At 67.3% G+C, this 22,043-nt stretch carries 20 protein-coding genes and 1 tRNA gene; 14 read left to right on the plus strand and 7 right to left on the minus strand.

Annotated features, from left to right (window positions below; all coding sequences use genetic code 11):
* Window positions 1-43: 43 nt before the first annotated feature.
* Window positions 44-406, plus strand: coding sequence for a nuclear transport factor 2 family protein (locus ACNQR1_RS14080; RefSeq protein ID WP_418046843.1), 363 nt, complete (start codon window positions 44-46; stop codon window positions 404-406).
* On the opposite strand, the gene ACNQR1_RS14085 is transcribed toward ACNQR1_RS14080, so the two are convergent.
* A complete protein-coding gene (locus ACNQR1_RS14085; RefSeq protein WP_418046844.1) occupies window positions 407-886 on the minus strand; it encodes an ATPase in 480 nt (159 codons plus the stop codon). It lies immediately after the preceding gene.
* Window positions 883-1,569 (minus strand): DUF899 domain-containing protein, encoded by a 687-nt coding sequence (locus ACNQR1_RS14090; RefSeq protein ID WP_418046845.1) that lies wholly within the window; start codon window positions 1,567-1,569, stop codon window positions 883-885. Before ACNQR1_RS14090 ends, ACNQR1_RS14085 begins: the two co-directional genes overlap by 4 nt.
* A 142-nt stretch (window positions 1,570-1,711) precedes the next feature.
* On the opposite strand from ACNQR1_RS14090, the gene ACNQR1_RS14095 reads away from it, so the two are divergent.
* Together ACNQR1_RS14095 and ACNQR1_RS14100 are read left to right on the plus strand one after the other, a co-directional pair.
* Entirely contained in the window at window positions 1,712-2,482 is a 771-nt protein-coding gene (locus ACNQR1_RS14095) for an SDR family oxidoreductase (protein WP_418046846.1), read from the plus strand.
* Window positions 2,483-2,747: 265 nt separating this feature from the next.
* Window positions 2,748-4,259: a PPE family protein gene (locus ACNQR1_RS14100; protein ID WP_418046847.1), complete on the plus strand. Its 1,512-nt coding sequence runs from the start codon at window positions 2,748-2,750 to the stop codon at window positions 4,257-4,259.
* A 61-nt stretch (window positions 4,260-4,320) separates the two neighbouring features.
* Here the strand turns inward: ACNQR1_RS14100 and ACNQR1_RS14105 are convergent.
* Both ACNQR1_RS14105 and orn read right to left on the minus strand, forming a co-directional pair.
* A tRNA-His gene (locus ACNQR1_RS14105) sits at window positions 4,321-4,393 on the minus strand.
* Window positions 4,394-4,433: 40 nt separating this feature from the next.
* Window positions 4,434-5,081 carry an oligoribonuclease gene (gene orn / locus ACNQR1_RS14110; protein WP_418046848.1) on the minus strand — a complete coding sequence of 216 codons (648 nt, stop codon included), beginning with the start codon at window positions 5,079-5,081 and terminating at the stop codon, window positions 4,434-4,436.
* Window positions 5,082-5,198: 117 nt separating this feature from the next.
* Here orn and ACNQR1_RS14115 point away from each other — a divergent pair, with 117 nt between their 5' ends.
* Window positions 5,199-6,770, plus strand: a complete 1,572-nt coding sequence (locus tag ACNQR1_RS14115) for a helicase HerA-like domain-containing protein (protein ID WP_418046849.1) — start codon at window positions 5,199-5,201, stop codon at window positions 6,768-6,770.
* A gap of 155 nt (window positions 6,771-6,925) precedes the next feature.
* On the opposite strand, the gene cmrA is transcribed toward ACNQR1_RS14115, so the two are convergent.
* A complete protein-coding gene (cmrA, locus tag ACNQR1_RS14120; protein ID WP_418046850.1) occupies window positions 6,926-7,732 on the minus strand; it encodes a mycolate reductase in 807 nt (268 codons plus the stop codon).
* Between the two features lie 43 nt (window positions 7,733-7,775).
* On the opposite strand from cmrA, the gene ACNQR1_RS14125 reads away from it, so the two are divergent.
* Entirely contained in the window at window positions 7,776-9,083 is a 1,308-nt protein-coding gene (locus ACNQR1_RS14125) for an MFS transporter (RefSeq protein WP_418046851.1), read from the plus strand.
* A 9-nt stretch (window positions 9,084-9,092) separates the two neighbouring features.
* Here ACNQR1_RS14125 and ACNQR1_RS14130 read toward each other — a convergent pair whose 3' ends face one another.
* On the minus strand, window positions 9,093-9,878 hold the full coding sequence (locus ACNQR1_RS14130) for an MmpS family transport accessory protein (RefSeq protein ID WP_418046852.1): 786 nt from the start codon (window positions 9,876-9,878) through the stop codon (window positions 9,093-9,095).
* A 105-nt stretch (window positions 9,879-9,983) separates the two neighbouring features.
* Between ACNQR1_RS14130 and ACNQR1_RS14135 the strand changes: the two genes are divergently transcribed.
* Complete coding sequence (locus tag ACNQR1_RS14135; RefSeq protein ID WP_418046853.1) at window positions 9,984-11,867, plus strand: alpha/beta fold hydrolase; 1,884 nt, start codon at window positions 9,984-9,986, stop codon at window positions 11,865-11,867.
* Here the strand turns inward: ACNQR1_RS14135 and ACNQR1_RS14140 are convergent.
* A complete protein-coding gene (locus tag ACNQR1_RS14140; protein WP_418046854.1) occupies window positions 11,864-12,457 on the minus strand; it encodes a TetR/AcrR family transcriptional regulator in 594 nt (197 codons plus the stop codon). The two genes, ACNQR1_RS14135 and ACNQR1_RS14140, sit on opposite strands and share 4 nt — an antisense overlap.
* A 71-nt stretch (window positions 12,458-12,528) precedes the next feature.
* Between ACNQR1_RS14140 and ACNQR1_RS14145 the strand changes: the two genes are divergently transcribed.
* The 8 genes from ACNQR1_RS14145 (at window position 12,529) to ACNQR1_RS14180 (ending at window position 22,028) form a co-directional block, all read left to right on the plus strand.
* Entirely contained in the window at window positions 12,529-14,082 is a 1,554-nt protein-coding gene (locus ACNQR1_RS14145; protein ID WP_418046855.1) for a carboxyl transferase domain-containing protein, read from the plus strand.
* A 7-nt stretch (window positions 14,083-14,089) separates the two neighbouring features.
* Window positions 14,090-16,093, plus strand: a complete 2,004-nt coding sequence (locus ACNQR1_RS14150) for a biotin carboxylase N-terminal domain-containing protein (RefSeq protein ID WP_418046856.1) — start codon at window positions 14,090-14,092, stop codon at window positions 16,091-16,093.
* On the plus strand, window positions 16,090-17,262 hold the full coding sequence (locus ACNQR1_RS14155) for an acyl-CoA dehydrogenase family protein (RefSeq protein ID WP_418046857.1): 1,173 nt from the start codon (window positions 16,090-16,092) through the stop codon (window positions 17,260-17,262). Before ACNQR1_RS14150 ends, ACNQR1_RS14155 begins: the two co-directional genes overlap by 4 nt.
* Complete coding sequence (locus ACNQR1_RS14160) at window positions 17,259-17,753, plus strand: MaoC family dehydratase (protein ID WP_418046858.1); 495 nt, start codon at window positions 17,259-17,261, stop codon at window positions 17,751-17,753. The genes ACNQR1_RS14155 and ACNQR1_RS14160 overlap by 4 nt, the downstream gene beginning before the upstream one ends.
* Window positions 17,754-18,566, plus strand: coding sequence for an HpcH/HpaI aldolase/citrate lyase family protein (locus ACNQR1_RS14165; protein ID WP_418046859.1), 813 nt, complete (start codon window positions 17,754-17,756; stop codon window positions 18,564-18,566).
* 98 nt (window positions 18,567-18,664) lie between these two features.
* Window positions 18,665-19,756: a pyruvate dehydrogenase (acetyl-transferring) E1 component subunit alpha gene (gene pdhA / locus ACNQR1_RS14170; RefSeq protein ID WP_418046860.1), complete on the plus strand. Its 1,092-nt coding sequence runs from the start codon at window positions 18,665-18,667 to the stop codon at window positions 19,754-19,756.
* A 5-nt stretch (window positions 19,757-19,761) separates the two neighbouring features.
* Entirely contained in the window at window positions 19,762-20,844 is a 1,083-nt protein-coding gene (locus ACNQR1_RS14175; protein ID WP_418046861.1) for an alpha-ketoacid dehydrogenase subunit beta, read from the plus strand.
* Window positions 20,841-22,028: a dihydrolipoamide acetyltransferase family protein gene (locus ACNQR1_RS14180; protein ID WP_418046862.1), complete on the plus strand. Its 1,188-nt coding sequence runs from the start codon at window positions 20,841-20,843 to the stop codon at window positions 22,026-22,028. Before ACNQR1_RS14175 ends, ACNQR1_RS14180 begins: the two co-directional genes overlap by 4 nt.
* Window positions 22,029-22,043 lie beyond the last annotated feature (15 nt).

A 22,043-nucleotide genomic window follows, 5' to 3' on the forward strand; every position in this document is an offset into this window, starting at 1 on the left:
TGAATCTGGCTGAGTCCCAGTTGATTACCGCGAAAGAGGCGATATGGCCGAGTTCGACGACACCGTCACCGCATACCTGTCCACCTGGAATGCCACCGATACCGCCGAGCGGCGGGCGCTGCTGGAACAGCATTGGGCGCAGGGCGTCACCTACACCGATCCGCTGGCTCAGGTGAGCGGTCACGACGGTATCTCCGGCGCCATCGAGGCCGTGCAGGCCCAGTTCCCGGGCTACGTGTTCACACTCGTCAGCGGGCCGGACGGCCATCATCGGCAGGCGCGTTTCCAGTGGGGACTCGGTCCGCGCGACGGCGAGCCGGTGGTGGTCGGATTCGACGTGCTGTCCACCGATCCTGAAGGGCGGATACAGACCGTGCTCGGGTTCCTGGACCAGGTGCCGGCCTGACTATTTTGATGAACGGTCCAGTGCCGCAAGCGATTCATCGAGGAATTCGGTCCCGAACGGGGGCATCCCGCCGATCTGGTCCCGGAAGCTCTGCGGGGTGTCGGTCCAGTCGTAGGTGAGGGTGACGTCGGTCTGGTCCCCGTTGGGGGCCAGGTCGTACCGCCACCACCAGCCACCGGGCGCATGGTGGCCCTGCTCGTCGAGTTGGCCGGGCAACCAGGCGATGGTCCGGTCCTGATCGAACTCGGTCACCAGGTTGTGCATGACGTAGTGACCGCCGGCCGCCGGTAGGAACATGTTGACTGCGAAGATCTGGCCGGTCCCGGTGATCGGTTCGGGGTCGATCGCGTCGCGCACCCAGTCGCCGGGCTCGGTGTCGCAATGCCGGGCCGGGTCGGCCAGGACGGCGAACACCCGGGCAGGGGAGGCGGAGACGGTGCGGGTGACGACGTAGCGCTGCTGATCGGTCGATGTGGTCACAGGGAGTTCTTTCCATACAGGTGGGCGATGTCAGGGCTGTCGAGCCAGCCCGAGTAGGCCGGCCGTTGGGGCCAGCCGTCGGGGGAGTCCTGCCATTCCTCCTGCCGGCCGTAGGGCAGCAGGTCGATCAGGGCGAAGGAGTGGCTGAGCTGTTCGGTGCCACGGCCGTTGGTGTGCCAGGTGCGGTACACGGACTCACCGTCGCGGAGGAACACGTTGACCGCGAAGCCGCCGCCCGGCGCGGCGTCGACGTCGGCGCCGAAGGAACTCTCCGAGGACGAGTACCAGTCCATCCGGTTGCCGACCTTGTCGCGATAGGCCAGCGCTTCCTCGATGGGTCCGTTGGTGACGATGACGAAGCGGGCGTCGTAGTTGTCCAGGAAGTCCAGTCGGGTGAACTGCGACGTGAAGCCCGTGCAGCCGCCACACTGCCATTCCGCACCGTCGGTCCACATGTGGTGGTAAGTGATCAGCTGGGTACGTCCATCGAAGACGTCGGCCAGGCGCACCGGGCCGTCCGCGCCGATCAGCGTGTAGTCCGGCAGCTCCACCATCGGCAGCCGCCGTCGTTCCGCTGCGATCGCGTCCAATTCCCGGGTGGCGGCCTTTTCTCGACGGCGTACGTCGTCGAGCGCGGCGCGCCAGGTCTGCTGGTCGACTATCGGAGGTTTTCCTGTCGTCATGGAGGGCTCCCGATCGCTGTTCGGTGAAAATCGGTCTATCAAGTGGACCCACCGCGCGGTCGAAACTCATCGCACCCGGTAATGTCCGACGAGCGAAGGGTGACCTAACACCTTGAGATGAACCATGGAGGGTTGATCGAGAATGAGCGGTCAGCGAGCCGATGCAGCCGGACTGCGTCTCCTCGTCGTCGGTGCCTCGTCGGGCATCGGCCACGCTGTTGCGATCAGTGCCACCGAGCGCGGCGCCAAGGTCGCCGTGGCCGCCCGGCGCATCGATCTGCTGAATTCCCTGGCAGAGGCGACAGGCGGGCACGCCTTCGAGCTCGACGTCGAGGATTCCGCGGCGATCAACCGCGTGGTCAACGCGGCGGCCGACGCCTTGGGCGGTCTGGACGCCGTGGTGTTCACCAGTACGGTGATCCCGTTCGCCTACATCGAGGACACCGATGTGGCCACCTGGTTGCACGCGTTCAGCGTCAACACCGTCGGTGCCAACAACGTGTTGCGCGCCGCGGCGCCCCGACTGGCCGAGAATGGCGTGGTCCTGGTGGCGTCGAGTTATGACGTGGGCCGGCCGCGCGCCGGTGTGGCGGCGTACAGCGCAAGCAAGGCCGCTCTCGACGAGATCCTGCACTCCTGGCGCATCGAGCATCCCGAGCTGTCGCTGATTCGGGTCGGTGTCGGTCCCACCGATGACACCGAGATCCTGCGGGGCGCCGACCGCGATTTGCTGGACCAATTGGTCAAGACGTGGGTGGCGCAGGGCGCCCTGCCCGCCCGGATGTCAGCCCTGCGCGACGTCGCCAACACCCTGCTGTCGCTGGTGACCACCGCGTACGCGAATCCCACCGTCGTGCCCGAGATCGTGCAGCTGGCCCCGCGGATTCGCCGGCGGGCCGACGCGGCGGAATAGTCCGCCTTTCCATCCCGGCGGCCGGTGGCTGCGGCCGCTGCGATCCTCCAATGCCGTGAGGGCCGTTCGATCGCAAGGCTTTTGGTTCATCCGGCATGCCTGCGCTGCGTGCACCTCGCGACGCAGGACGCCCGAGAACGCTCCGCTCGCCAGATCTCGCCATTCCCGGCGCGGCTTCCTATGAGTTTCCGATGGATTGATTGATAACGACAATCATAATCAATAACTTGGACGCTTCGGGTAGCTGGTCTGCAAGGAGGGTTCTATGGCCGCGGTATGGATGGCCTCGCCGCCGGAGGTGCATTCCACGTTGCTGAGTAGCGGTCCCGGGCCGGGCGCGATGTTGGCCGCCGCCGGCGCGTGGTCGTCGCTGAGCGTTGAATACGCCGCTGTTGCAGAAGAACTCGCACTGGTGCTCGGAGGGGTGCAGGCGGGTGCGTGGCAGGGGCCGAGCGCCGAGCAGTATGTCGCCGCGCATCTTCCGTATCTGGCGTGGTTGTACCAGATGAGCACGGACAGTGCGGCGATCGCCGCTCGGCACGAAACGGCGGCCGCGGCCTACGCCAGCGCGTTGGCGGTGATGCCGACCCTGGTCGCGTTGGCCGCCAACCATGCGACGAATGCAGTCCTGGTGTCCACCAACTTCTTTGGCATCAACACCATTCCGATCGCAGTGAACGAGGCGGACTACGTGCGGATGTGGATCCAGGCAGCCGTCACGATGGAGGGCTATCAAGGGGTGTCGGAGGCTGCGGTGGCATCCACCCCGACCGCCCCGGTAGCGCCGCGGATCCTGCACAACGAGCACGAACACGACGAACACGACGAACACGACGACGACCACGATCACGACCATGATCACGACCACGACCACGATCACGACGACGATCATGGCCACGGAGACTTGAGCCCACTCGACCCGCGATGGTGGCTGGAAGTCGGGCATGAGCAGATCGAGAACATCCAGCTACTGATCGACAACCTGCTCAACGACCCCGCAGCCCTGCTGACCAACCTGCCGATGGTGTTGGCCGACATGGCTTTCCATGCGGCCCAGCTGCTGCAGGTCGTCGTCCAGTTGTCCCCGGCGCTGATTCAGCCGGCTCTGAGCATCGTGACCGCGAACCTGGGCTGGGCGATCGCGGGTCTGGCCGCGATACAGCCGCCTGCACCCGTTGTCGCCGAGATTCCGGCCGGTGTCGAACCCGGATCGTGGCCTGCCGCCGGGGCAACGCCGACTGTGCCCGGAAGCCCGTCGGCCGCGCCCGCCTCTTCGGCCCCCGCGGCTCCGTCAACCGGGGCGTCGGCGACCGCAACGGTCGCCTCCGCCCCGGCGCCGTCGGCCGTTCCCGGCGGCGGGCCGGGGTTCTTCCCGCCGTACCTGATCGGCTCGCCCGGCGTCGCTGTCCCCGCTGCGGCGCGGGCCAGATCCGCGACCACCGCCAAGGGGAAGGCCTCAGAGCCCGACACGGCCGCGGCCGCGGCCGGCGCACAGGCCCGCGAGGCGCGGGCTCGTCGCCGGCGACGAGCCGCGGTGCGGGACAGGGGCCACGGCAACGAATACATGGACATCGAGGCCGACGGGCGGGCAAGCGCAGCACCGGAGGCGCCGCCGACGGTGTCGGATCGCGGTGCGGGGCCACTGGGCTTCTCCGGCGTCCGGAACAAGGCTGATGCGACGACGACAGGACTGACGGCATTGGACAGTGCCGAGTTCGGTACCGGTCCGACGTCGCCGCTGTTGCCGTCTACCTGGGATCCGAACTCGAAGGAGTGAGCGAACCCGCCCAGAAAACAGGAACGCCGTCTGCTTGCGCAGACGGCGTTCCCGATATCGGGGTGGCTGACGGGACTCGAACCCGCGACAGCCAGGATCACAACCTGGTGCTCTACCAACTGAACTACAGCCACCATCGCCGCGCTGCCTTTCGGCATATGCGGCTCGTAGATACTAACTGCTCGGGTGCTCTACAGCCGAATCGGTTTCTGGCGCGTCGTCCTTCGGTGGGCCGAGCTCGGCCGCGATCGCGGCAATATCGCTGGTAGACGGCCCGGGCTGGGCGACGAACGCGGTGGAGCGGTAGTACTTGAGTTCGCGGATCGACTCGTGGATGTCGGCCAGGGCGCGGTGTGCGAGACCCTTTTCCGGCTGGCCGAAGTAGATCCGGGGGTACCAGCGCCGGCACAGCTCCTTGATCGAGCTGACGTCGATCATCCGGTAGTGCAGGTAATCGTCGAGTTTGGGCATGTCGCGGGCGATGAAGCCGCGGTCGGTGGCGATCGAGTTACCGGCCAGGGGAGCGGCCTTGGCGGTCTTGACGTGGCCGCGGATGTAATCGAGCACCATCTCCTCGGCGGTGGCCACATCGACGGTCGACAGTCGCACTTCCTCGATCAGCCCTGACCGGGTGTGCATCTGTTTGACCACGTCGACCATGGACGACAGCGCCTCGTCGTCGGTGTGAATGACCACGTCCAGGCCGTCACCGAGGATGTTCAGGTCAGCGTCGGTGACCAGAACCGCAATCTCGATCAGGCGATCGGACTTGAGGTCCAGGCCGGTCATCTCGCAGTCGATCCATACCAGTTCGTCTCGCACGAAGATCCACAGTATTCCTACACGTGACAAGGAGCCGTCACACCCACCGCGCGCGCCGCCCGGCAAGTAGTGTCAGACCCCGATTGGCTCGTTCGCGAAAACTGGGAGGACCGCGGCATGACCACCGAATCGACAGCCACCCCCGCGCAGCAGATCGCTGCGGGTTACGCAGTCGAAGGCCAGGCGTTGGAGCTTGGCACCGTTGTCGTCGACGGATCCGTCGATCCGACCGCGCAGGTCCGCATCCCGTTGGCCACGGTCAACCGGCACGGGTTGATCGCGGGTGCCACGGGTACCGGTAAGACCAAGACGCTGCAGGTGATCGCCGAGCAGTTGTCGGCGGCGGGCGTCCCGGTGGTGATGGCCGACGTGAAGGGCGATCTGTCGGGGCTGTCGAGGCCCGGTGAGGCGAACGAGAAGACCGAACAGCGCGCCAAGGACACCGGAGACAGCTGGGCGCCGACCGCCTTCCCGGTGGAGTTCCTGTCGCTGGGCACCGAGGGCATCGGGGTCCCCGTGCGCGCCACCATCACCAGTTTCGGCCCGATCCTGCTGTCGAAGGTGTTGGGACTCAATGCAACTCAGGAGTCCACCCTCGGCCTGATCTTCCATTGGGCCGACCAGAAGGGTCTGCCGCTGCTGGACATCAAGGATCTGCGGTCGGTGATCCAGTTCCTGACCAGCGATGAGGGCAAGCCTGAACTCAAGGCCCTGGGTGCGGTGTCGACCACGACAGCGGGCGTCATCCTGCGGGCACTGGTCAACCTGGAGGCCGAGGGCGCCGATTCGTTCTTCGGCGAGCCCGAGCTCGAACCCAAGGATCTGCTGCGCACCGATGCGCAGGGCCGCGGCATCATCAGCCTGCTCGAGCTGGGCTCGCAGGCCGCGCGGCCGGTGATGTTCTCCACATTCCTGATGTGGGTGCTGGCCGACCTGTTCACGACGCTGCCCGAGGTCGGCGACGTCGACAAGCCCAAGCTGGTCTTCATCTTCGACGAGGCGCACCTGTTGTTCGCCGACGCGTCCAAGGCGTTCCTGGAGCAGGTCGAGCAGACCGTCAAGCTGATCCGCTCCAAGGGGGTCGGCGTGTTCTTCTGCACCCAGTTGCCCACCGATGTGCCCAACGAGGTGCTCTCGCAGCTGGGTGCGCGGGTGCAGCATGCGTTGCGCGCCTTCACCCCGGATGATCAGAAGGCCCTGTCGAAGACCGTCCGCACCTACCCGAAGACCGACGTCTACGACCTGGAGAAGGCGCTGACCTCGCTGGGTATCGGTGAGGCGGTGGTCACCGTGCTGTCCGAGAAGGGTGCACCGACACCGGTGGCCTGGACCCGGATGCGGGCCCCGCGGTCGTTGATGGACACGATCGGTAATGACGCGATCACCGCGGCCGCCAAGGCCAGCCCGCTGCAGGCGACCTACGGCCAGACCGTGGACCGGGATTCAGCCTATGAGCGGCTGGCCGCCAAGCTGGCCCCGCCGCCGAGCGCCGACGATCCGGGCGGCTTCGGCGGGGTTGAGGCCTCGGGTGAGATCGAGGCGATGCCGGCCCCGGCGCAGCCGCAAGAGCCGGGGGTGCTCGAGCAGGTGCTCAAGAGCTCGGCGTTCAAGAGCGCCATGCGCTCGGCGGGCACCGTCCTGGGCCGTGAGATCACCCGCAGCATCTTCGGGACGGGCCGCCGCCGCTGAGCGGCGAATCAGGCTGGAGCCGCTGAGCGGCGAATCAGGCTGGAGCCGCTGATCTGGGCTTCCTCGGCGCCGCTTTCTACCTGGGGGTCGCGATGCCTGCGCGGCAACTGCCCTGGTGTAGAAAACGGCGCGAGCAAGCCGCCGCTGAGCGGAAATTAACCGCCGCCGAGCTTCTTGTACACGGCGCCGACGATCGGGGTGACGATGGCGCGCGGCGCGTAGCCACTGGCCATCGACATGGCCTTGGACGTCACACCGGGCACCACGCGCATCTTGTTCTTCTCCAGGCCGTCCAGCGACAGCTTGGCGGTGTATTCGGTTGAGATCCACAGGAAGTCGGGGATCAGACGTTCGACCAGGGACTGCTCGGACTCGTCGGGCAGGTCGGTGCGCACGGGGCCGGGAGCCAGCACCGTGACGTGCACGCCCGCACCCTTGAGCTCGCCGCGCAGCGACTCGCTGAACGTGTTGGCGAACGCCTTGGTCGCCGCGTAGGTGGCGTTGTTGGGGATCGGTGAATTGCCCGCCGCCGAACCGGAGGTCAGGATGCCGCCGGAGCCGCGCTTGACCATTCCGGGCAACACCGCCAGTACCAGATCGTGGACACCGAGAACGTTCAGCTGAACCTGGGCCTTCTCGCCGGCCGGGTCGAGGTCGATGACCGGTCCGAAGGTCGCGGTGCCCGCGTTGGCGCACAGGATCGAGATCTCGCGCTGGGCGAGCTCGTCACACAGGACGCCACGGGCCGTGGGGTCGGCGAGGTCGACGGCGCGGACTTCGACGGTCACCCCGTAGCGCTCGGTGAGACGCTGCGCGAGTGACGTGAGTACGTCCTCGCGTCGCGCGGTGATGATCAGGTGGTGGCCGCGGGCAGCGAGTTCGGTGGCCAACGCTTCGCCGATGTTCTGCGAGGCGCCGGTGACGACGGCACGGGCATCCGGACTGGGTGCGGGTACGGGCATGCGGCCAATCCTAAGAGGAGCGGAAGGCCATAAGGTGGCGGGCATGATGAACCCAGGGCGGGCGAGGGTGCTCGCGTGGGCATTGTGGGACTGCGGCGCGACGGGTCTCAACGCCATCGTCGTCACCTTCGTGTTCTCGGTGTACCTGACCGGCAGCGTCGGTGCGGACCTGCCCGGGGACACCACGCCGGCCAGTTGGCTGGGCCGGGCGATGACCGTCGCGGGTCTCGTGGTGGCCCTGCTGGCCCCCGTCACCGGCATCTGGGTCGACGCCCCACACCGGCGGCGCCGGGTGCTGGCCGTGATGACCGGGGCGGCTGTCGTGTTCACCGCATCGATGAGTCTGATCCGTGACGACCACCGCTACCTGATGCCCGGCCTGGTGCTGCTGGCGTGCACCGCCGCCTGCAACGAGCTGGCCACGGTGCCGTACAACGCCATGTTGCGGCAGCTGTCCACTCCCGACACGTCCGGCCGGATCTCGGGCCTCGGCCTGGGGCTGGGCTATGCCGGCAGTGTGGTGCTGTTGCTGCTGGCCTACGTCGGGTTCATCGCCGGAGACGGGGATACCCGTGGGCTGCTGGGCATTCCGGCCGCCGACGGGCAGAACGTACGGGCGGTCATGTTGCTCACGGCGGTCTGGTTCGTGTTGTTCGCCTTGCCGATCTTCGTGATGGTTCCGCGCGTGCCGGCAGTCGGGCCGGTCGACCGCATCGGCTTCCTCGGGGCCTACCGCAAGTTGTGGACCGAGATCCGGGGTGAATGGCAACGCGACCACAACGTCGTCTACTACCTGGTGGCGAGCGCGGTGTTCCGCGACGGGTTGGCCGGGGTCTTCGCGTTCGGCGCCGTGCTGGGTGTCAACGTCTACGGCATCTCCCAGGCCGACGTGCTGTTGTTCGGGATCAGCGCCTGCGTGATCGCGGCGGTCGGAGCGGTCACCGGTGGCCTGCTCGACGACCGGGTGGGTTCCAAGCCGGTCATCGTCGGATCGCTGGTCTGCCTGATCGCGGTGGGGTTGGCCCTGCTGGTCCTGTCGGGGCCGGTGGCCTTCTGGGTGTGCGGCCTGCTGCTGTGCCTGTTCATCGGGCCCACGCTGTCCGCGGCCCGCAACTTGATGCTGCGGATCACCGCCGACGGCAAGGAAGGCGTGGCGTTCGGGCTCTACACGACCGTGGGACGCGCAGCCTCGTTCCTGGCCCCGTGGCTGTTCTTCACCTTCATCGACTTCTTCGGCGCCGACCGCGCCGGGATGGGCGGTCTGGTGCTGGTGCTGGTCGTGGGACTCGCGGGCATGCTCGCCGTACGCGTGCCCGCGAGGCAACCCGGCCCCGCCGTAACGACTCCCTGACCCGTCGGGTCAGGGAGTACCGACGCAGATGGTGATGCCCGACCCGGTGCGATGTTGGGTCTGCACACCGTCGACGGTCACGGTGCACGCGACATCAGGGCCGAAGTTCACGACGCTCACGCTCGCGGTTTCGGTGGCCGGTGCGGCGAGCTCGACCTGCTTGCTCCACGGCAGCGGGACGTTGAACTCGGTCTGCAGCATGTTGCCGGTGTCCAGATAGGTGATGTTGATCGCCCTGCCCTCGCCGGTGACCTCGTAGGTGACGGTCTCGGTGGGCCCGGGTGTGGTCTCCGTCGGCGAGGTGGCGGTGGGCGGCGGGATCGGCCTTGGTGCGCGTGAGGTGGTCGTCGGCGCCGTCGGCGACGTGGTGAAGCCGGGCTGCGGGGTGACCGGTTGAGGTGCGACAACGGTCTCCTGGCTTGACCCGTTGGCGATCACCAGCGCGATGACCAGTCCCAGGACCACCAGGATCGCCACCGCAGCCAGGATCCACAGCCACAGTCGGGGCTCACCGTTGTCAGGCTCCGGCGGGGTGGGTGCACCCGGCGGCGGAATCGGGCCGCCCGGCGGCTGGCCGGTTGCGTTGGGGTCGTATCCGTAGGGAGGGTAGGGCGGCAGCTGTTGGGTGGGGTTGGGTACCGAGGAACCGGCCGGCGGCACCGCTTGGGGTACGGCCGGGTACGAACCCTGATACGGCGGCTGGTTCGAGTACGCCGGATCTGGATAGTCCACGGGGTAGCCGCTACCGAAGGATTGGGTCGGATCAGACCCGTCGCGGCGTGGTGAATCGGTCATGCCCACCTCATGGCTGCGAGGGTACCTGTGCGGATGCTCAGTCCGCTGCGGCCGAGGTCCCGGGCGATTGCGCGATGATGAGAGATGCTGGAAGGGACTGCATAGGTGACAGGAGGACGCGAGGTGGCCGCGGATCGGCATGTGCGGGTGAACTACGGCGCGTCGCTGTCACCGGATGCGACGGCATTTGCCCACTTGGTCGACGATGGCGGCTATCCCCGGGCGGTGCAGCGCTTCCTGCGCGGATGGCGCGCCAGCTCCTCGCGCGACGTCGAACTGCCCGTGGTCGGGCCCGTGACGAAAGTCATGCACTCCGCCGACGGCCACTGGCTGGCCTGCGAGGTGGCCCCGGACGGTGCGTCGCGCACCCAGATCTGGGTGGTGACCACCGACCCGGACGACCGTGACGCGCGTCGCATCGATCACTGGCCGCCCGATGTCGCCGAGGGCACCGCGGAACTGATCGGTTGGGACGGGACACAGGTGGCGGCGATCCTCACCGGCGAGGACGGCGTGGGTAGTTCCTGCCTGATCGAGCCCGCCTCGGGGGACATCGTCGTTCTCGACCGCCGTTCGGGTGGCCGCCTGGTGGATTCGTGGGCCGGCGCTTCTCTGGTGCGGGTCGGTCCACGCGGCTACCGGGAGCTGATCATGCTGTGGGGGCTCACCGAGATCGGTCTGCTGCCCTACGATCCGGGCTCCACCACCGATATCGGCGTGATCCTCGACGATCACCAACCCCGCCGGATGCGCACCGGATTCGACGGGGACGCGATGTCACTGGTCGAGCCGGCCAAGTTCTACAGTGCCGACAGCACGGATGGCTATGTGCGGGCGCTGATTCGGAGCGAGAACGGGGCGTCGCATGCCCGATTGCTCGAAGTGACCGTCACCGCCGACGGGGTCGGCTATTACGTCGTTGCCGAGCGTCCCGGTTATGAGCTCGACGAGTTCGTGGTCAGTGATGATCTGTCGACGGTGGCGATGCTGTGGAACATCGACGGTTGCAGCGAACTGCAGATCCTTCAGTACGCCGACGGGACGCTGTCCGAGCCGATTCCGTTGCCGGGTATGGTCGCCACCGAGTTGAGCATCAGTGCCGGTGGCTCGATGGTGGCGATGACGGTCCAGGGGCCGTCATTGCCGCCCACGGTCGAACTCGTCGACCCACGGACCCGCGAATGGGAGCGGATCGACCGCGATCCGAGCGTCGGCCCGCTCACCGGGACACCGACTTTGGCGCGAATCGCCGCGCGCGACGGGCTGGAACTCAACGCCTGGTTGTACGAACCTGACGGCGAACCGATCGGGGCGATGATCTTCCTGCACGGCGGCCCGGAGGGGCAGTCACGACCCGACTACAACGAGTTCTATCCGCAGCTGCTGGAAGCCGGGATCACCGTGCTGACACCGAATGTGCGCGGATCCGGTGGTTTCGGCCGGGCGTTCATGCATGCCGACGACAAGGAGTTGCGGTTCGCGGCCATCGACGACGTCGCCGACTGCGTGAGCTACCTCGTCGACAACGGCTACGCCGCCGCCGATCGAATCGCCTGTTGCGGGTGGTCCTACGGCGGTTATCTGACCCAGGCGGCGTTGACATTTCACCCGGAGCTGTTCGCGGCAGGGATCAGCATCTGCGGCATGAGCGATCTGAACACCTTCTACCGCAACACCGAGCCGTGGATCGCGGCGGCGGCTTATCCGAAATACGGTCATCCGGTCGGTGACCGGGAGCTGCTGGAAAGGCTCTCGCCGCTGCTGCGGGCACATGCGCTGACGGCGCCGCTGCTGCTGGTGCACGGTGCCAACGACACCAACGTGCCGCCGAGCGAATCGCAGCAGATGTTCGACGCGTTGCGCGCGCTGGGCCGCACCGTGGAGATGCTGACGTTCGCCGACGACGGTCACGAGATCATCAAGCGCGAGAACCGCGCGGTTCTGGTGGATGCCATGACCCGCTGGTTGATCAAGGCGTTCGGCGTCTAGCCGGAGGTGAGCGCCGCGAGCGTCATCCGGCGCAGCACCGCGCGTGAATGTGTTTTGGGCACAGCGGGTCTCACGCTGTACGGGGTGGAGTTCAGCAGGCCGAACGCGGCGTGGGCCATTACCCGGGCATCGTCCTCCACCAGATCCGGGTCGAGCCGGGTCAGGACCGTCACCCAGATCTCCACGTACTGCCGCTGGGCGCGGCGCACCTGTCGTTTGGCCGCATCGGGCAGGTGGGCCAGGTCGCGATCCTGGATGCGGATCAGGTCGGATTCGCCGAAGACGAAGTCGAGGTGGAAGTCCACCAGATCGTCGAGTGATTCGGCGGGGTCGTCTGTCCGTGCGGTGACTTCCTGCGCCCCGGCGAGCAGCCGGGTACTGATCCCCACCAGGAGCTCGACCAGGAGCGCTTCCTTGTTGGGAAAGTGCCGGTAGATGGCAGGTCCGCTGATGCCGACGGCCGAGCCGATGTCCTCCAGGCGCACCGCGAGATAACCGCGTTCGGCCACAAGCCGTTCGGCGGCAGCGATCAGCTGGCCGCGGCGATCGGATTTGGCCTTGCTGCGACGGGTGACGGCGCTGTCGGACATGGCGCCTCCGGAGGGTAGACAACTCAGTTAATGAAAACTAACCTATCACGAGTTAGTTGTCATTAACCGAAATGGGAGCTGCCTTGTCATCGCACCGCGACGAGCATCTGGCGCTGGTTGGGCACTTGCGCGCCAAGCTCGCCACCGCCGCCCTCGGCGGCCCCGAGCGGGCCCGTCAACGTCACGTCGACCGGGGTAAATTGCTGCCCCGCGACCGCGTCGACGGTCTTCTGGACCCGGGCAGTCCATTCCTGGAGATCGCCGCGCTGGCGGCGGACGGGATGTACGACGACGAATGTCCCGGCGCCGGGATGATCGCAGGCATCGGCCGGGTCTCCGGCCGGGAATGTCTGATCGTCGCCAACGACGCCACCGTCAAGGGCGGCACGTACTACCCGGTCACGGTCAAGAAGCACCTGCGGGCCCAGGAGATCGCGCTGCAGAACAAGCTGCCGTGCATCTATCTGGTCGACTCCGGCGGTGCGTTCCTGCCGCGTCAGGACGAGGTCTTCCCCGACCGTGAGCACTTCGGCCGCATCTTCTACAACCAGGCCACGATGAGCGCGCAGGGTATCGCCCAGATCGCCGCCGTGCTCGGGTCGTGCACCGCCGGCGGGGCCTACGTGCCCGCGATGAGCGACGAGGCCGTCATCGTCCGCAACCAGGGCACGATCTTCCTCGGCGGTCCGCCGCTGGTGAAGGCCGCCACGGGTGAGGTTGTCACCGCCGAGGACCTCGGCGGAGGGGACCTGCACTCCAAGACCTCGGGCGTGACCGACCACCTGGCCCACGACGACCGCGACGCGCTGCGGATCGTGCGCAACATCGTCGCCACCCTGGGGCCTGCCGAAGCGCCGCCATGGGCTGTGGCGCCGACCGTGGACGCCGTCGCCGACCAGACCGAGCTCTACGACGTGGTTCCCGTCGACGCCCGCGTGCCGTATGACGTGCACGAGGTGATCACCCGCGTCGTCGACGGCGGCGAGTTCAACGAGTTCAAGGCCGAGTACGGCACCACTCTGGTCACCGGGTTCGCCCGCATCCACGGCCACCCGGTCGGCATCGTCGCCAACAACGGTGTGCTGTTCGGCGAGTCCGCGCTCAAGGGAGCGCATTTCATCGAACTGTGTGACAAGCGCAAGACCCCACTGCTGTTCCTGCAGAACATCGCCGGGTTCATGGTCGGCCGCGACTACGAGGCCTCGGGCATCGCCAAGCACGGCGCCAAGATGGTCACCGCGGTGGCCTGCGCCCGGGTGCCGAAGCTGACCGTGGTGATCGGCGGCTCCTACGGTGCGGGTAACTATTCGATGTGCGGGCGGGCCTATTCGCCGCGGTTCCTGTGGATGTGGCCCAACGCCCGCATCTCGGTGATGGGCGGCGAGCAGGCTGCTTCCGTTCTCGCGACCGTGCGTGGCGACATGAGCGCCGAGGAAGAAGAACAGTTCAAGGCGCCGATCCGGGCCCAGTACGAGCACCAGGGCAACCCGTATTACTCGACCGCCCGGCTCTGGGATGACGGGGTGATCGACCCGGCCGACACCAGAACGGTGCTCGGACTTGCTCTTTCGGTTGTCGGCCAGGCTCCGCTGGAGCCGGTCTCCTACGGCGTATTCCGGATGTGATGATCAGATGACAACTTTCGACACAGTTCTCGTCGCCAACCGCGGCGAGATCGCGGTACGGGTGATCCGCACCCTGCGGGACATGGGCATCCGGTCGGTCGCGGTGTTCAGCGACGCCGACGCGGGAGCACGCCATGTATCAGAAGCAGATGCGGCTGTCCGCCTGGGGCCGGCCGCGGCTCGGCAGAGCTACCTGGACATCGACGCCGTCGTCGCTGCCGCGCAGCGCACCGGCGCGCAGGCCGTACACCCCGGATACGGATTCCTCTCCGAGAACGCCGAGTTCGCCGCGGCGCTACAGGCTGCGGGCATCGCCTTCATCGGACCGCCCGCGTCGGCGATCGCCACCATGGGGGACAAGATCGCGGCCAAGGCGGCGGTTTCGGCGTTCGGTGTCCCCGTTGTTCCCGGCATATCGCGTCCGGGCCTGACCGACGAGGATCTGATCGCGGGTGCGCCTGAGGTCGGTTTCCCTGTTCTGGTGAAGCCGTCGGCCGGTGGTGGCGGCAAGGGCATGCGCGTGGTCGAGCGGGCCGACGATCTGCCGGCCGCATTGGCGAGCGCCCGTCGTGAAGCCGCTGCCGCGTTCGGCGACGACACCCTGTTTTTGGAACGATTTGTGTTGCGGCCACGGCACATCGAGGTGCAGGTGCTCGCCGACGGCCACGGCAACGTGATTCACCTCGGCGAGCGGGAATGCAGCCTGCAGCGCCGGCACCAGAAGGTCATCGAGGAGGCGCCGTCGCCGCTGCTGGATCCCGCCACCCGGGCCCGCATCGGTGCGGCCGCCTGCGATACCGCGCGTAGTGTCGATTACACGGGCGCCGGCACCGTCGAATTCATCGTGTCCGCCGATGCGCCCGACGAGTTCTTCTTCATGGAGATGAACACCCGGTTGCAGGTCGAACATCCGGTCACCGAGATGGTCACCGGAGTCGACCTGGTGGAGCAGCAGGTCCGGATCGCGGCGGGTGAGAAGCTCGCGCTCGGCCAGGACGACATCGTCATGACCGGGCACGCCGTGGAAGCGCGCGTCTATGCCGAGGATCCCGCCAACAGCTTCCTGCCGACCGGCGGGCCGGTGCTCGGGCTGCGTGAGCCCGGCGGGCCCGGCGTGCGGGTGGATTCCGGCCTGGCCGCGGGCACCGTCGTCGGTAGCGACTACGACCCGATGCTCTCGAAGGTCATCGCCTACGCCGGCGACCGGACCGCGGCGCTGCACAAGCTGGACCGTGCGCTGGCCGACACCGCAGTGCTGGGTTTGACCACCAACGCCGAGTTCCTGCGCTTCCTGCTGGCCGATCCGGATGTGGCCGCGGGCCGCTTGGACACCGGCCTGCTGGACCGTCGCGCACCGGATTTCGCACCCAAGGCCCTCGGCGACGCGGAACTGATCGCCGCGGCGGCCTACCAGTGGATCAGCAACTGGGCGCAGGCAGGCGATGACCTGTGGGCCCGCCCGACCGGCTGGCGGGTGGGGGAGCGGGCGCCTGCTGCCTTCCGGCTGCGAACCGGGGATCGAGCCGACCACGTGTATCTCACCGGCGTGCCGAGCGAGGCCACCGCGACAGTCGAGAACGGCGAAACTCACACTCTGAGTGCTACTTTCGCCGGTGGCCAGTTCACCGTGACCCTCGATGGCATGCGTACCGAGTATCTGGTCGCCACGCAGCTGAGTGGGGGCGTTGGTCAGCTCTGGCTCGCTGGCGCGGGTCGCAGCTATGTCGTCGAGGAGGTCCGCGAGGCGCCGGTGCGACCCGACGACGAGCACAGCGGCGACGCCGAACTCGTCAGCCCCATGCCGGGATCGGTTGTCGCCGTGGGCGTCACCACCGGTGCCGAGGTGACGGCCGGCACCACGGTGGTCACCGTGGAGGCGATGAAGATGGAGCACGCCCTGACCGCACCGATCGACGGTGTGGCCGAACTACTCGTCGCCGTCGGCGACCAAGTCAAGGTGGGTCAGCCACTGGCTCGAATCACCGCTCACACACAGGAGATTGCAGGATGAGCGACTACTCAAGCTTTTTATCGACCGGCACCCTGCCGGATCACTATGCGCAACTGGCCAAGACCGTCCGCGACTTCGCCCAGAGCGTGGTCGCCCCGGTGGCCGCCAAGCACGACGAGGAACATTCGTTCCCCTACGAGGTCGTCTCCGGCATGGCGGACATGGGATTGTTCGGCCTGCCGTTCCCCGAGGAGTACGGCGGCATGGGCGGCGACTACTTCGCGCTGTGCCTCGCACTGGAGGAACTGGGCAAGATCGACCAGAGCGTGGCCATCACGCTGGAGGCCGGGGTCTCGCTGGGCGCCATGCCGGTCTACCGCTTCGGCAACGAGGCGCAGAAGCAGGAATGGCTGCCGCTGCTGGCCAGTGGCAAGGCACTGGGCGCGTTCGGCCTGACCGAGGCCGGTGGCGGCAGTGACGCCGGTGCCACCAAGACCACCGCGAAGATGGACGACGGTCATTGGATCATTAATGGCTCCAAGCAGTTCATCACCAACTCCGGCACCGACATCACCAAGCTGGTGACCGTGACCGCCGTGACCGGTGAGCGTGACGGCGGCAAGAAGGAGATCTCCTCGATCCTGGTGCCCGTGCCCACCGAAGGGTTCACCGCCGAACCGGCCTACAACAAGGTCGGCTGGAACGCCTCCGACACCCACCCGTTGAGCTTCGACGACGTGCGGGTGCCTGCCGAGAACCTGCTCGGCGAGCGTGGCCGCGGCTACGCCAACTTCCTGCGCATCCTCGACGAGGGCCGCATCGCCATCGCGGCGCTGTCGGTCGGCGTCGCGCAGGGCTGTGTCGACGAATGCGTGAAGTACGCCAAGGAACGTCAGGCCTTCGGTGCGGCGATCGGCACGTATCAGGCCATTGCCTTCAAGATCGCCCGGATGGAGGCCCGTGCGCACACCGCCCGCGCCGCGTACTACGACGCCGCGGCACTGATGCTGTCCGGCAAGCCGTTCAAGAAGGCAGCCTCCGTGGCCAAGCTGGTGTCCAGCGAGGCCGCGATGGACAACGCCCGCGACGCCACCCAGATCTTCGGCGGCTACGGTTTCATGAACGAGTACCCGGTAGCGCGCCATTACCGGGACAGCAAGATTCTCGAAATCGGTGAGGGGACAACGGAAGTGCAGCTGATGCTGATCGCGCGGGAGGCTGGGTTGTGAGCGACGCAGAAGAGAGAGTAATTGCGCAGCGTGGGCTGTGGTACGAGGAGCTGGAGACCGGGGTGCGGTACGTGCACGCGCCGGGCCGGACCATCACCGAGGCCGACAACGTGCTGTTCACCACCGTCACCATGAACACCCAGGCGCTGCACCTCGACGCCGCCTGGTCGGACACCCAGCCGCCGTTCAACGCCCGCCTGGTCAACTCGATGTTCACCCTGGCCACGCTGGTGGGGTTGTCGGTCACGCAGATGACCCAGGGCACCACCGTCGGGAACCTCGGTTTCTCGGACATCGCGTTCCCCAAGCCGATGTTCCACGGCGACACCCTGTACGCGGAAACCGTCGTCACCGATAAGCGCGAATCCAAGAGTCGTCCCGGCGAAGGCATCGTGACCTTCGTGCACACCGGACGCAATCAGCACGGTGACGTCGTCGCGACCGCCACCCGCAAGGCGATGATGCGCAAGAAGCCCAGCGAGGAGAGCTAAGTGCCCTTGGACAACGCCGGCCCGGCCTGGATCTTCTGCCCCGCCGACCGACCGGAACGCTTCGAAAAAGCCGCCGCGGCAGCCGATGTCGTCATCCTCGATCTGGAGGACGGGGCGGGGGACAAACCCGCGGCGCGCGAAGCGATCGTCAACACCCCCCTCGATCCCAACCGCACGGTCATCCGGATCAACCCGGGTGGCACCGAGGAACAACGGCTGGATCTCGAGGCGCTGAAACGCACCCCGTACACGACCGTGATGCTGCCCAAGTGTGAATCGGCAGAGCAGATCACTGCTTTGGCGCCGCTGGAGGTGGTGTTCATCGTGGAGAGCCCGTTGGGTGCGCTCAAGATCGCCGAGTCCGCCGCGGCGGCCAACACCGTCGGGGTGTTCTGGGGTGCCGAGGATCTGTTCGGGTTCCTCGGGGGCACCGCCAACCGCTACCCCGACGGCAGTTACCGCGAGGTCGCCCAGCACGTTCGGTCGCAGTCGCTGCTGGCAGCCAAGGCCTACGGGAAGCTGGCGCTGGATTCGGTGTACATCGACATCAAGGACCTCGACGGACTGCGCCGTGAGGTCGACGACGCCGTCGCGGTCGGTTTCGACATCAAGGTGGCGCTGCACCCGACCCAGGTCGCGGTGATCCGGGACGGCTATGCCCCCTCGGACGAGCAGGTGCGGTGGGCACGACACGTGCTGGCCGCAGCGGCAGATCAGCGTGGCGCTTTCGCTTTCGAGGGCATAATGGTGGATGCCCCAGTGCTGCGACGGGCCGAGCGGATCGTCCAGCTAGCGCCACACCCAGGCAACTAGCCGGAGGCCTCTCACCAGGGGTTTTGCGCGTACCGCCGCTGCTCTGAGCACCTCATGGACTGGCGGCGCGACATGCCGTCACCCGAGAAGGAGGCGGCATGGCTGATCGGCTCTCGGCACCCTTGAGTGTCGATATGGATCCGGTGCGTCTGGTCGACGCCGACGGGTCTCCCACGAGCGAGACGCGCTATAGCCGCGAGCTGCCCCACGAGACCCTGGCCTGGCTCTACGAATCGATGGTCGTGGCTCGTGACCTGGACGTCGAGTTCGTCAATCTGCAGCGCCAGGGTGAGCTGGCGCTGTACGCGTCGTGCCGCGGCCAGGAGGCCGCGCAGATCGGGGCCGCCGCCTGCCTTCGAAAGTCCGATTGGCTGTTCCCGCAATACCGCGAGATCGGGGCTTTCCTCCTGCGCGGGATCACCCCGGGGCAGATGGGCGCGATATGGCGCGGCCAATGGCACGGGGGTCTCGAGTTCACCAGCCGGTGCATCGCCCCGATCGCGATACCGATCGCCACCCACGGACTGCACGCGGTCGGCGCTGCGATGGCCGCCCAGCGTCTCGGCGAGGATTCGGTCACGGTCGCCTTCCTCGGCGACGGCGCCACCAGTGAGGGTGACGCGCATGAGGCGCTCAACCTGGCCTCGGTGTTCAACGCGCCATGCGTGTTCTTCGTGCAGAACAACCAGTGGGCGATCTCGGTACCGGTGAGCAAGCAACAGGCCGGGCCGTCGATCGCGCACCGGGCCATCGGTTACGGCATACCGGGTATCCGCGTCGACGGCAACGACGTGCTGGCCTGTTTCTCGGTGATGGCCGAGGCCGCCGAACGGGCCCGCGCCGGGGCCGGTCCCACGCTCATCGAAGCCGTCACCTATCGAATGGGCCCGCACACCACCTCCGACGATCCCACCCGCTACCGCTCGGCCGACGAGGTCGACGAGTGGCTCGCCCGCGACCCGATCGCGCGGTACCGCACCTATCTGCAGAACGCCGGCGTGCTCGACGATCGACTGGAGCAGCGCGTCGCCGCCCGCTCACGACGGCTGTGCGCCGAGTTGCGTGACTCGCTCGTCGGGTCGCCAGACGCCGACCCGGCCGAACTGTTCGACAACGTGTACGCCGAGATCACCCCTGATCTGGCGCGCCAACGCGATCAGTTGTTGGCGGAACTGGCGAAGGAGGCGTGAGACCCGTGACACTGATCATCGATCGTCCTGCCGCTCAAGGTGATTCGCCCGAGCCGTGGGAGCCTGACTTCACCTCGGTCCGATCGGCACCGCAGGCAGCCTTGCCGGCGACCGCCGAACTGACCATGGTGGCGGCGATCAACCGTGCGCTGCACGATGCGATGGTCGCCGACGATCATGTGCTGGTGTTCGGCGAAGACGTCGCCACCCTCGGCGGGGTGTTCCGGGTCACTGAGGGACTGGCCGAGACCTTCGGTGCCCAGCGGTGTTTCGACACCCCACTGGCTGAATCGGCGATCATCGGGGTGGCTGTCGGACTGGCGATCCGCGGGTTCGCCCCGGTGCCGGAGATCCAGTTCGACGGGTTCAGCTATCCGGCTTTCGACCAGATCGCCAGTCACCTGGCCAAGTACCGGATGCGCACCCACGGGGACATCAACATGGGTGTGACGGTGCGGATTCCGTCGTTTGGCGGCATCGGGGCGGTGGAGCACCACTCGGAGTCCACCGAGTCGTACTGGCTGCACACGGCCGGCCTCAAGGTGGTCGTACCGTCGACCCCGTCCGACGCGTACTGGCTGCTGCGGTACTCGATCAGCAGCCCTGACCCGGTGATCTTCCTGGAGCCCAAGCGGCGGTACTGGGCACGTGAACTCGTCGACACCGGTGCACCGGCGCCGCCGATCGGCCAGGCGATGGTGCGGCGCAACGGAACCGACGTCACCGTCATCACCTACGGCGGACTGGTGGCCACCGCGCTGAACGCCGCCGCCCTGGCCGACGAACGCGGTTGGAGCCTCGAGGTTGTCGATCTGCGTTCACTGAACCCGCTCGATTTCGACACGGTGGCCGCGTCGGTGCGGCGCACCGGCCGAGCCGTCGTGATGCATGAGGGGGCGCGCACGCTGGGCTTCGGGGCCGAGCTGGCTGCCCGGATCTCCGAAGAGTGCTTCTATGACCTCGAGGCACCGGTGTTGCGTGCCACCGGTTTTGACACCCCCTACCCGCCGGCGCGGCTGGAGAAGGTCTGGCTGCCCGGCGTCGACCGGTTGCTCGACTGCGTCGAGCGCGCGGTGGGACAGCCGTGAACCGGGAGTTCCTGGTTCCTGACCTCGGTGAGGGACTGCAGGACGCCACGATCACCAGTTGGAGTGTGGCTGTGGGCGACACCGTCGAGCTCAATCAGACGTTGTGTACGGTCGAGACCAACAAGGCCGAGGTGGAGATCCCCAGCCCGTTCGCCGGCCAGGTGCTCGAGCTCGGCGGCGCAGCGGGGGACACCTTGATGGTCGGGTCACTGCTGGTTCGGATCGACACCCGTGAGCCGGCCGCTGCATCAACCGCAGCCCCGAAAAATGCCGGTACGCCCCGTAAGTCGGTCCTGGTGGGTTATGGCACAGACGACACGATGGATGTCAGCAGGCGCGCGGCGACGACGGGCAGCCCGCGGGCACGGGCCAAACCGCCGGTCCGCAAACTGGCCGCCAACCTGCACGTCGACCTCCAGAAGTTGGCACCGGGATCCGGGCCCGAGGGGATCGTCACCCGTGACGACGTGCTGGCCGCCGCGGGCGGTTCGGACATCGTCGACGTCGGTGGGGTCCAGGCCGCGATGGCCCGACGGATGTCGTTGTCGCGTAAGGAAATCCCGGATGCTCATGCCCGGGTGGACGTGGACTGCTCCGCGTTGCTGCAGCTGCGTGACCGTGTCAAGAGCGCCGACGCGGAACTGCCTGCCACGCCGTTCGTGCTGACGCTGCGACTGCTGGTCCTGACGCTCGGACGCCATCAGATGCTGAACTCCACCTGGCTCGAAACCGCCGAAGGCCCACAGATTCACCGGCACCCGGCCGTACACCTGGGATTCGGCGTGGCGGCACCGCGCGGACTGCTGGTCCCGGTGATCCGCGACGCGCAGTCGATGACGACCCGAGAGTTGGCCACCGCGGTGACCCGGCTGATCGAGCGGGCCAGAGCCGGAACACTCAGCCCCGCCGAGCTGAGCGGGTCGACGTTCACCGTGTCGAACTTCGGCGCACTCGGACTGGACGACGGTGTGCCGGTGATCAATTATCCGGAGGCAGCCATTCTGGGAATGGGCTCGATGAAACCGCGGCCGGTCGTGGTCGACGGGGCTGTGGTGGCCCGCCCCACCATGTCACTGACGTGTGCGTTCGACCATCGCATCGTCGACGGTGCGCAGGTTGCCGCGTTCCTGCGTGACCTGCGTGCGCTGATCGAGGCGCCCGAGCTGGCTGTGATCGACCTGTAGCGGAGAGCCGGAGCG

It is taken from the genome of Mycobacterium sp. 48b (genome assembly GCF_048282725.1).
Lineage (GTDB): Bacteria > Actinomycetota > Actinomycetes > Mycobacteriales > Mycobacteriaceae > Mycobacterium.

Bases quoted from the DNA above. Each gene is read 5' to 3' on its own strand.
- ACNQR1_RS14080 (WP_418046843.1), top strand. From the start codon at position 44: ATGGCCGAGTTCGACGACACCGTCACCGCATACCTGTCCACCTGGAAT.
- ACNQR1_RS14090 (WP_418046845.1), bottom strand. From the start codon at position 1,569: ATGACGACAGGAAAACCTCCGATAGTCGACCAGCAGACCTGGCGCGCC.
- ACNQR1_RS14095 (WP_418046846.1), top strand. From the start codon at position 1,712: ATGAGCGGTCAGCGAGCCGATGCAGCCGGACTGCGTCTCCTCGTCGTC.
- ACNQR1_RS14100 (WP_418046847.1), top strand. From the start codon at position 2,748: ATGGCCGCGGTATGGATGGCCTCGCCGCCGGAGGTGCATTCCACGTTG.
- ACNQR1_RS14115 (WP_418046849.1), top strand. From the start codon at position 5,199: ATGACCACCGAATCGACAGCCACCCCCGCGCAGCAGATCGCTGCGGGT.
- cmrA (WP_418046850.1), bottom strand. From the start codon at position 7,732: ATGCCCGTACCCGCACCCAGTCCGGATGCCCGTGCCGTCGTCACCGGC.
- ACNQR1_RS14125 (WP_418046851.1), top strand. From the start codon at position 7,776: ATGATGAACCCAGGGCGGGCGAGGGTGCTCGCGTGGGCATTGTGGGAC.
- ACNQR1_RS14130 (WP_418046852.1), bottom strand. From the start codon at position 9,878: ATGACCGATTCACCACGCCGCGACGGGTCTGATCCGACCCAATCCTTC.
- ACNQR1_RS14140 (WP_418046854.1), bottom strand. From the start codon at position 12,457: ATGTCCGACAGCGCCGTCACCCGTCGCAGCAAGGCCAAATCCGATCGC.
- ACNQR1_RS14145 (WP_418046855.1), top strand. From the start codon at position 12,529: ATGGGAGCTGCCTTGTCATCGCACCGCGACGAGCATCTGGCGCTGGTT.
- ACNQR1_RS14150 (WP_418046856.1), top strand. From the start codon at position 14,090: ATGACAACTTTCGACACAGTTCTCGTCGCCAACCGCGGCGAGATCGCG.
- ACNQR1_RS14155 (WP_418046857.1), top strand. From the start codon at position 16,090: ATGAGCGACTACTCAAGCTTTTTATCGACCGGCACCCTGCCGGATCAC.
- pdhA (WP_418046860.1), top strand. From the start codon at position 18,665: ATGGCTGATCGGCTCTCGGCACCCTTGAGTGTCGATATGGATCCGGTG.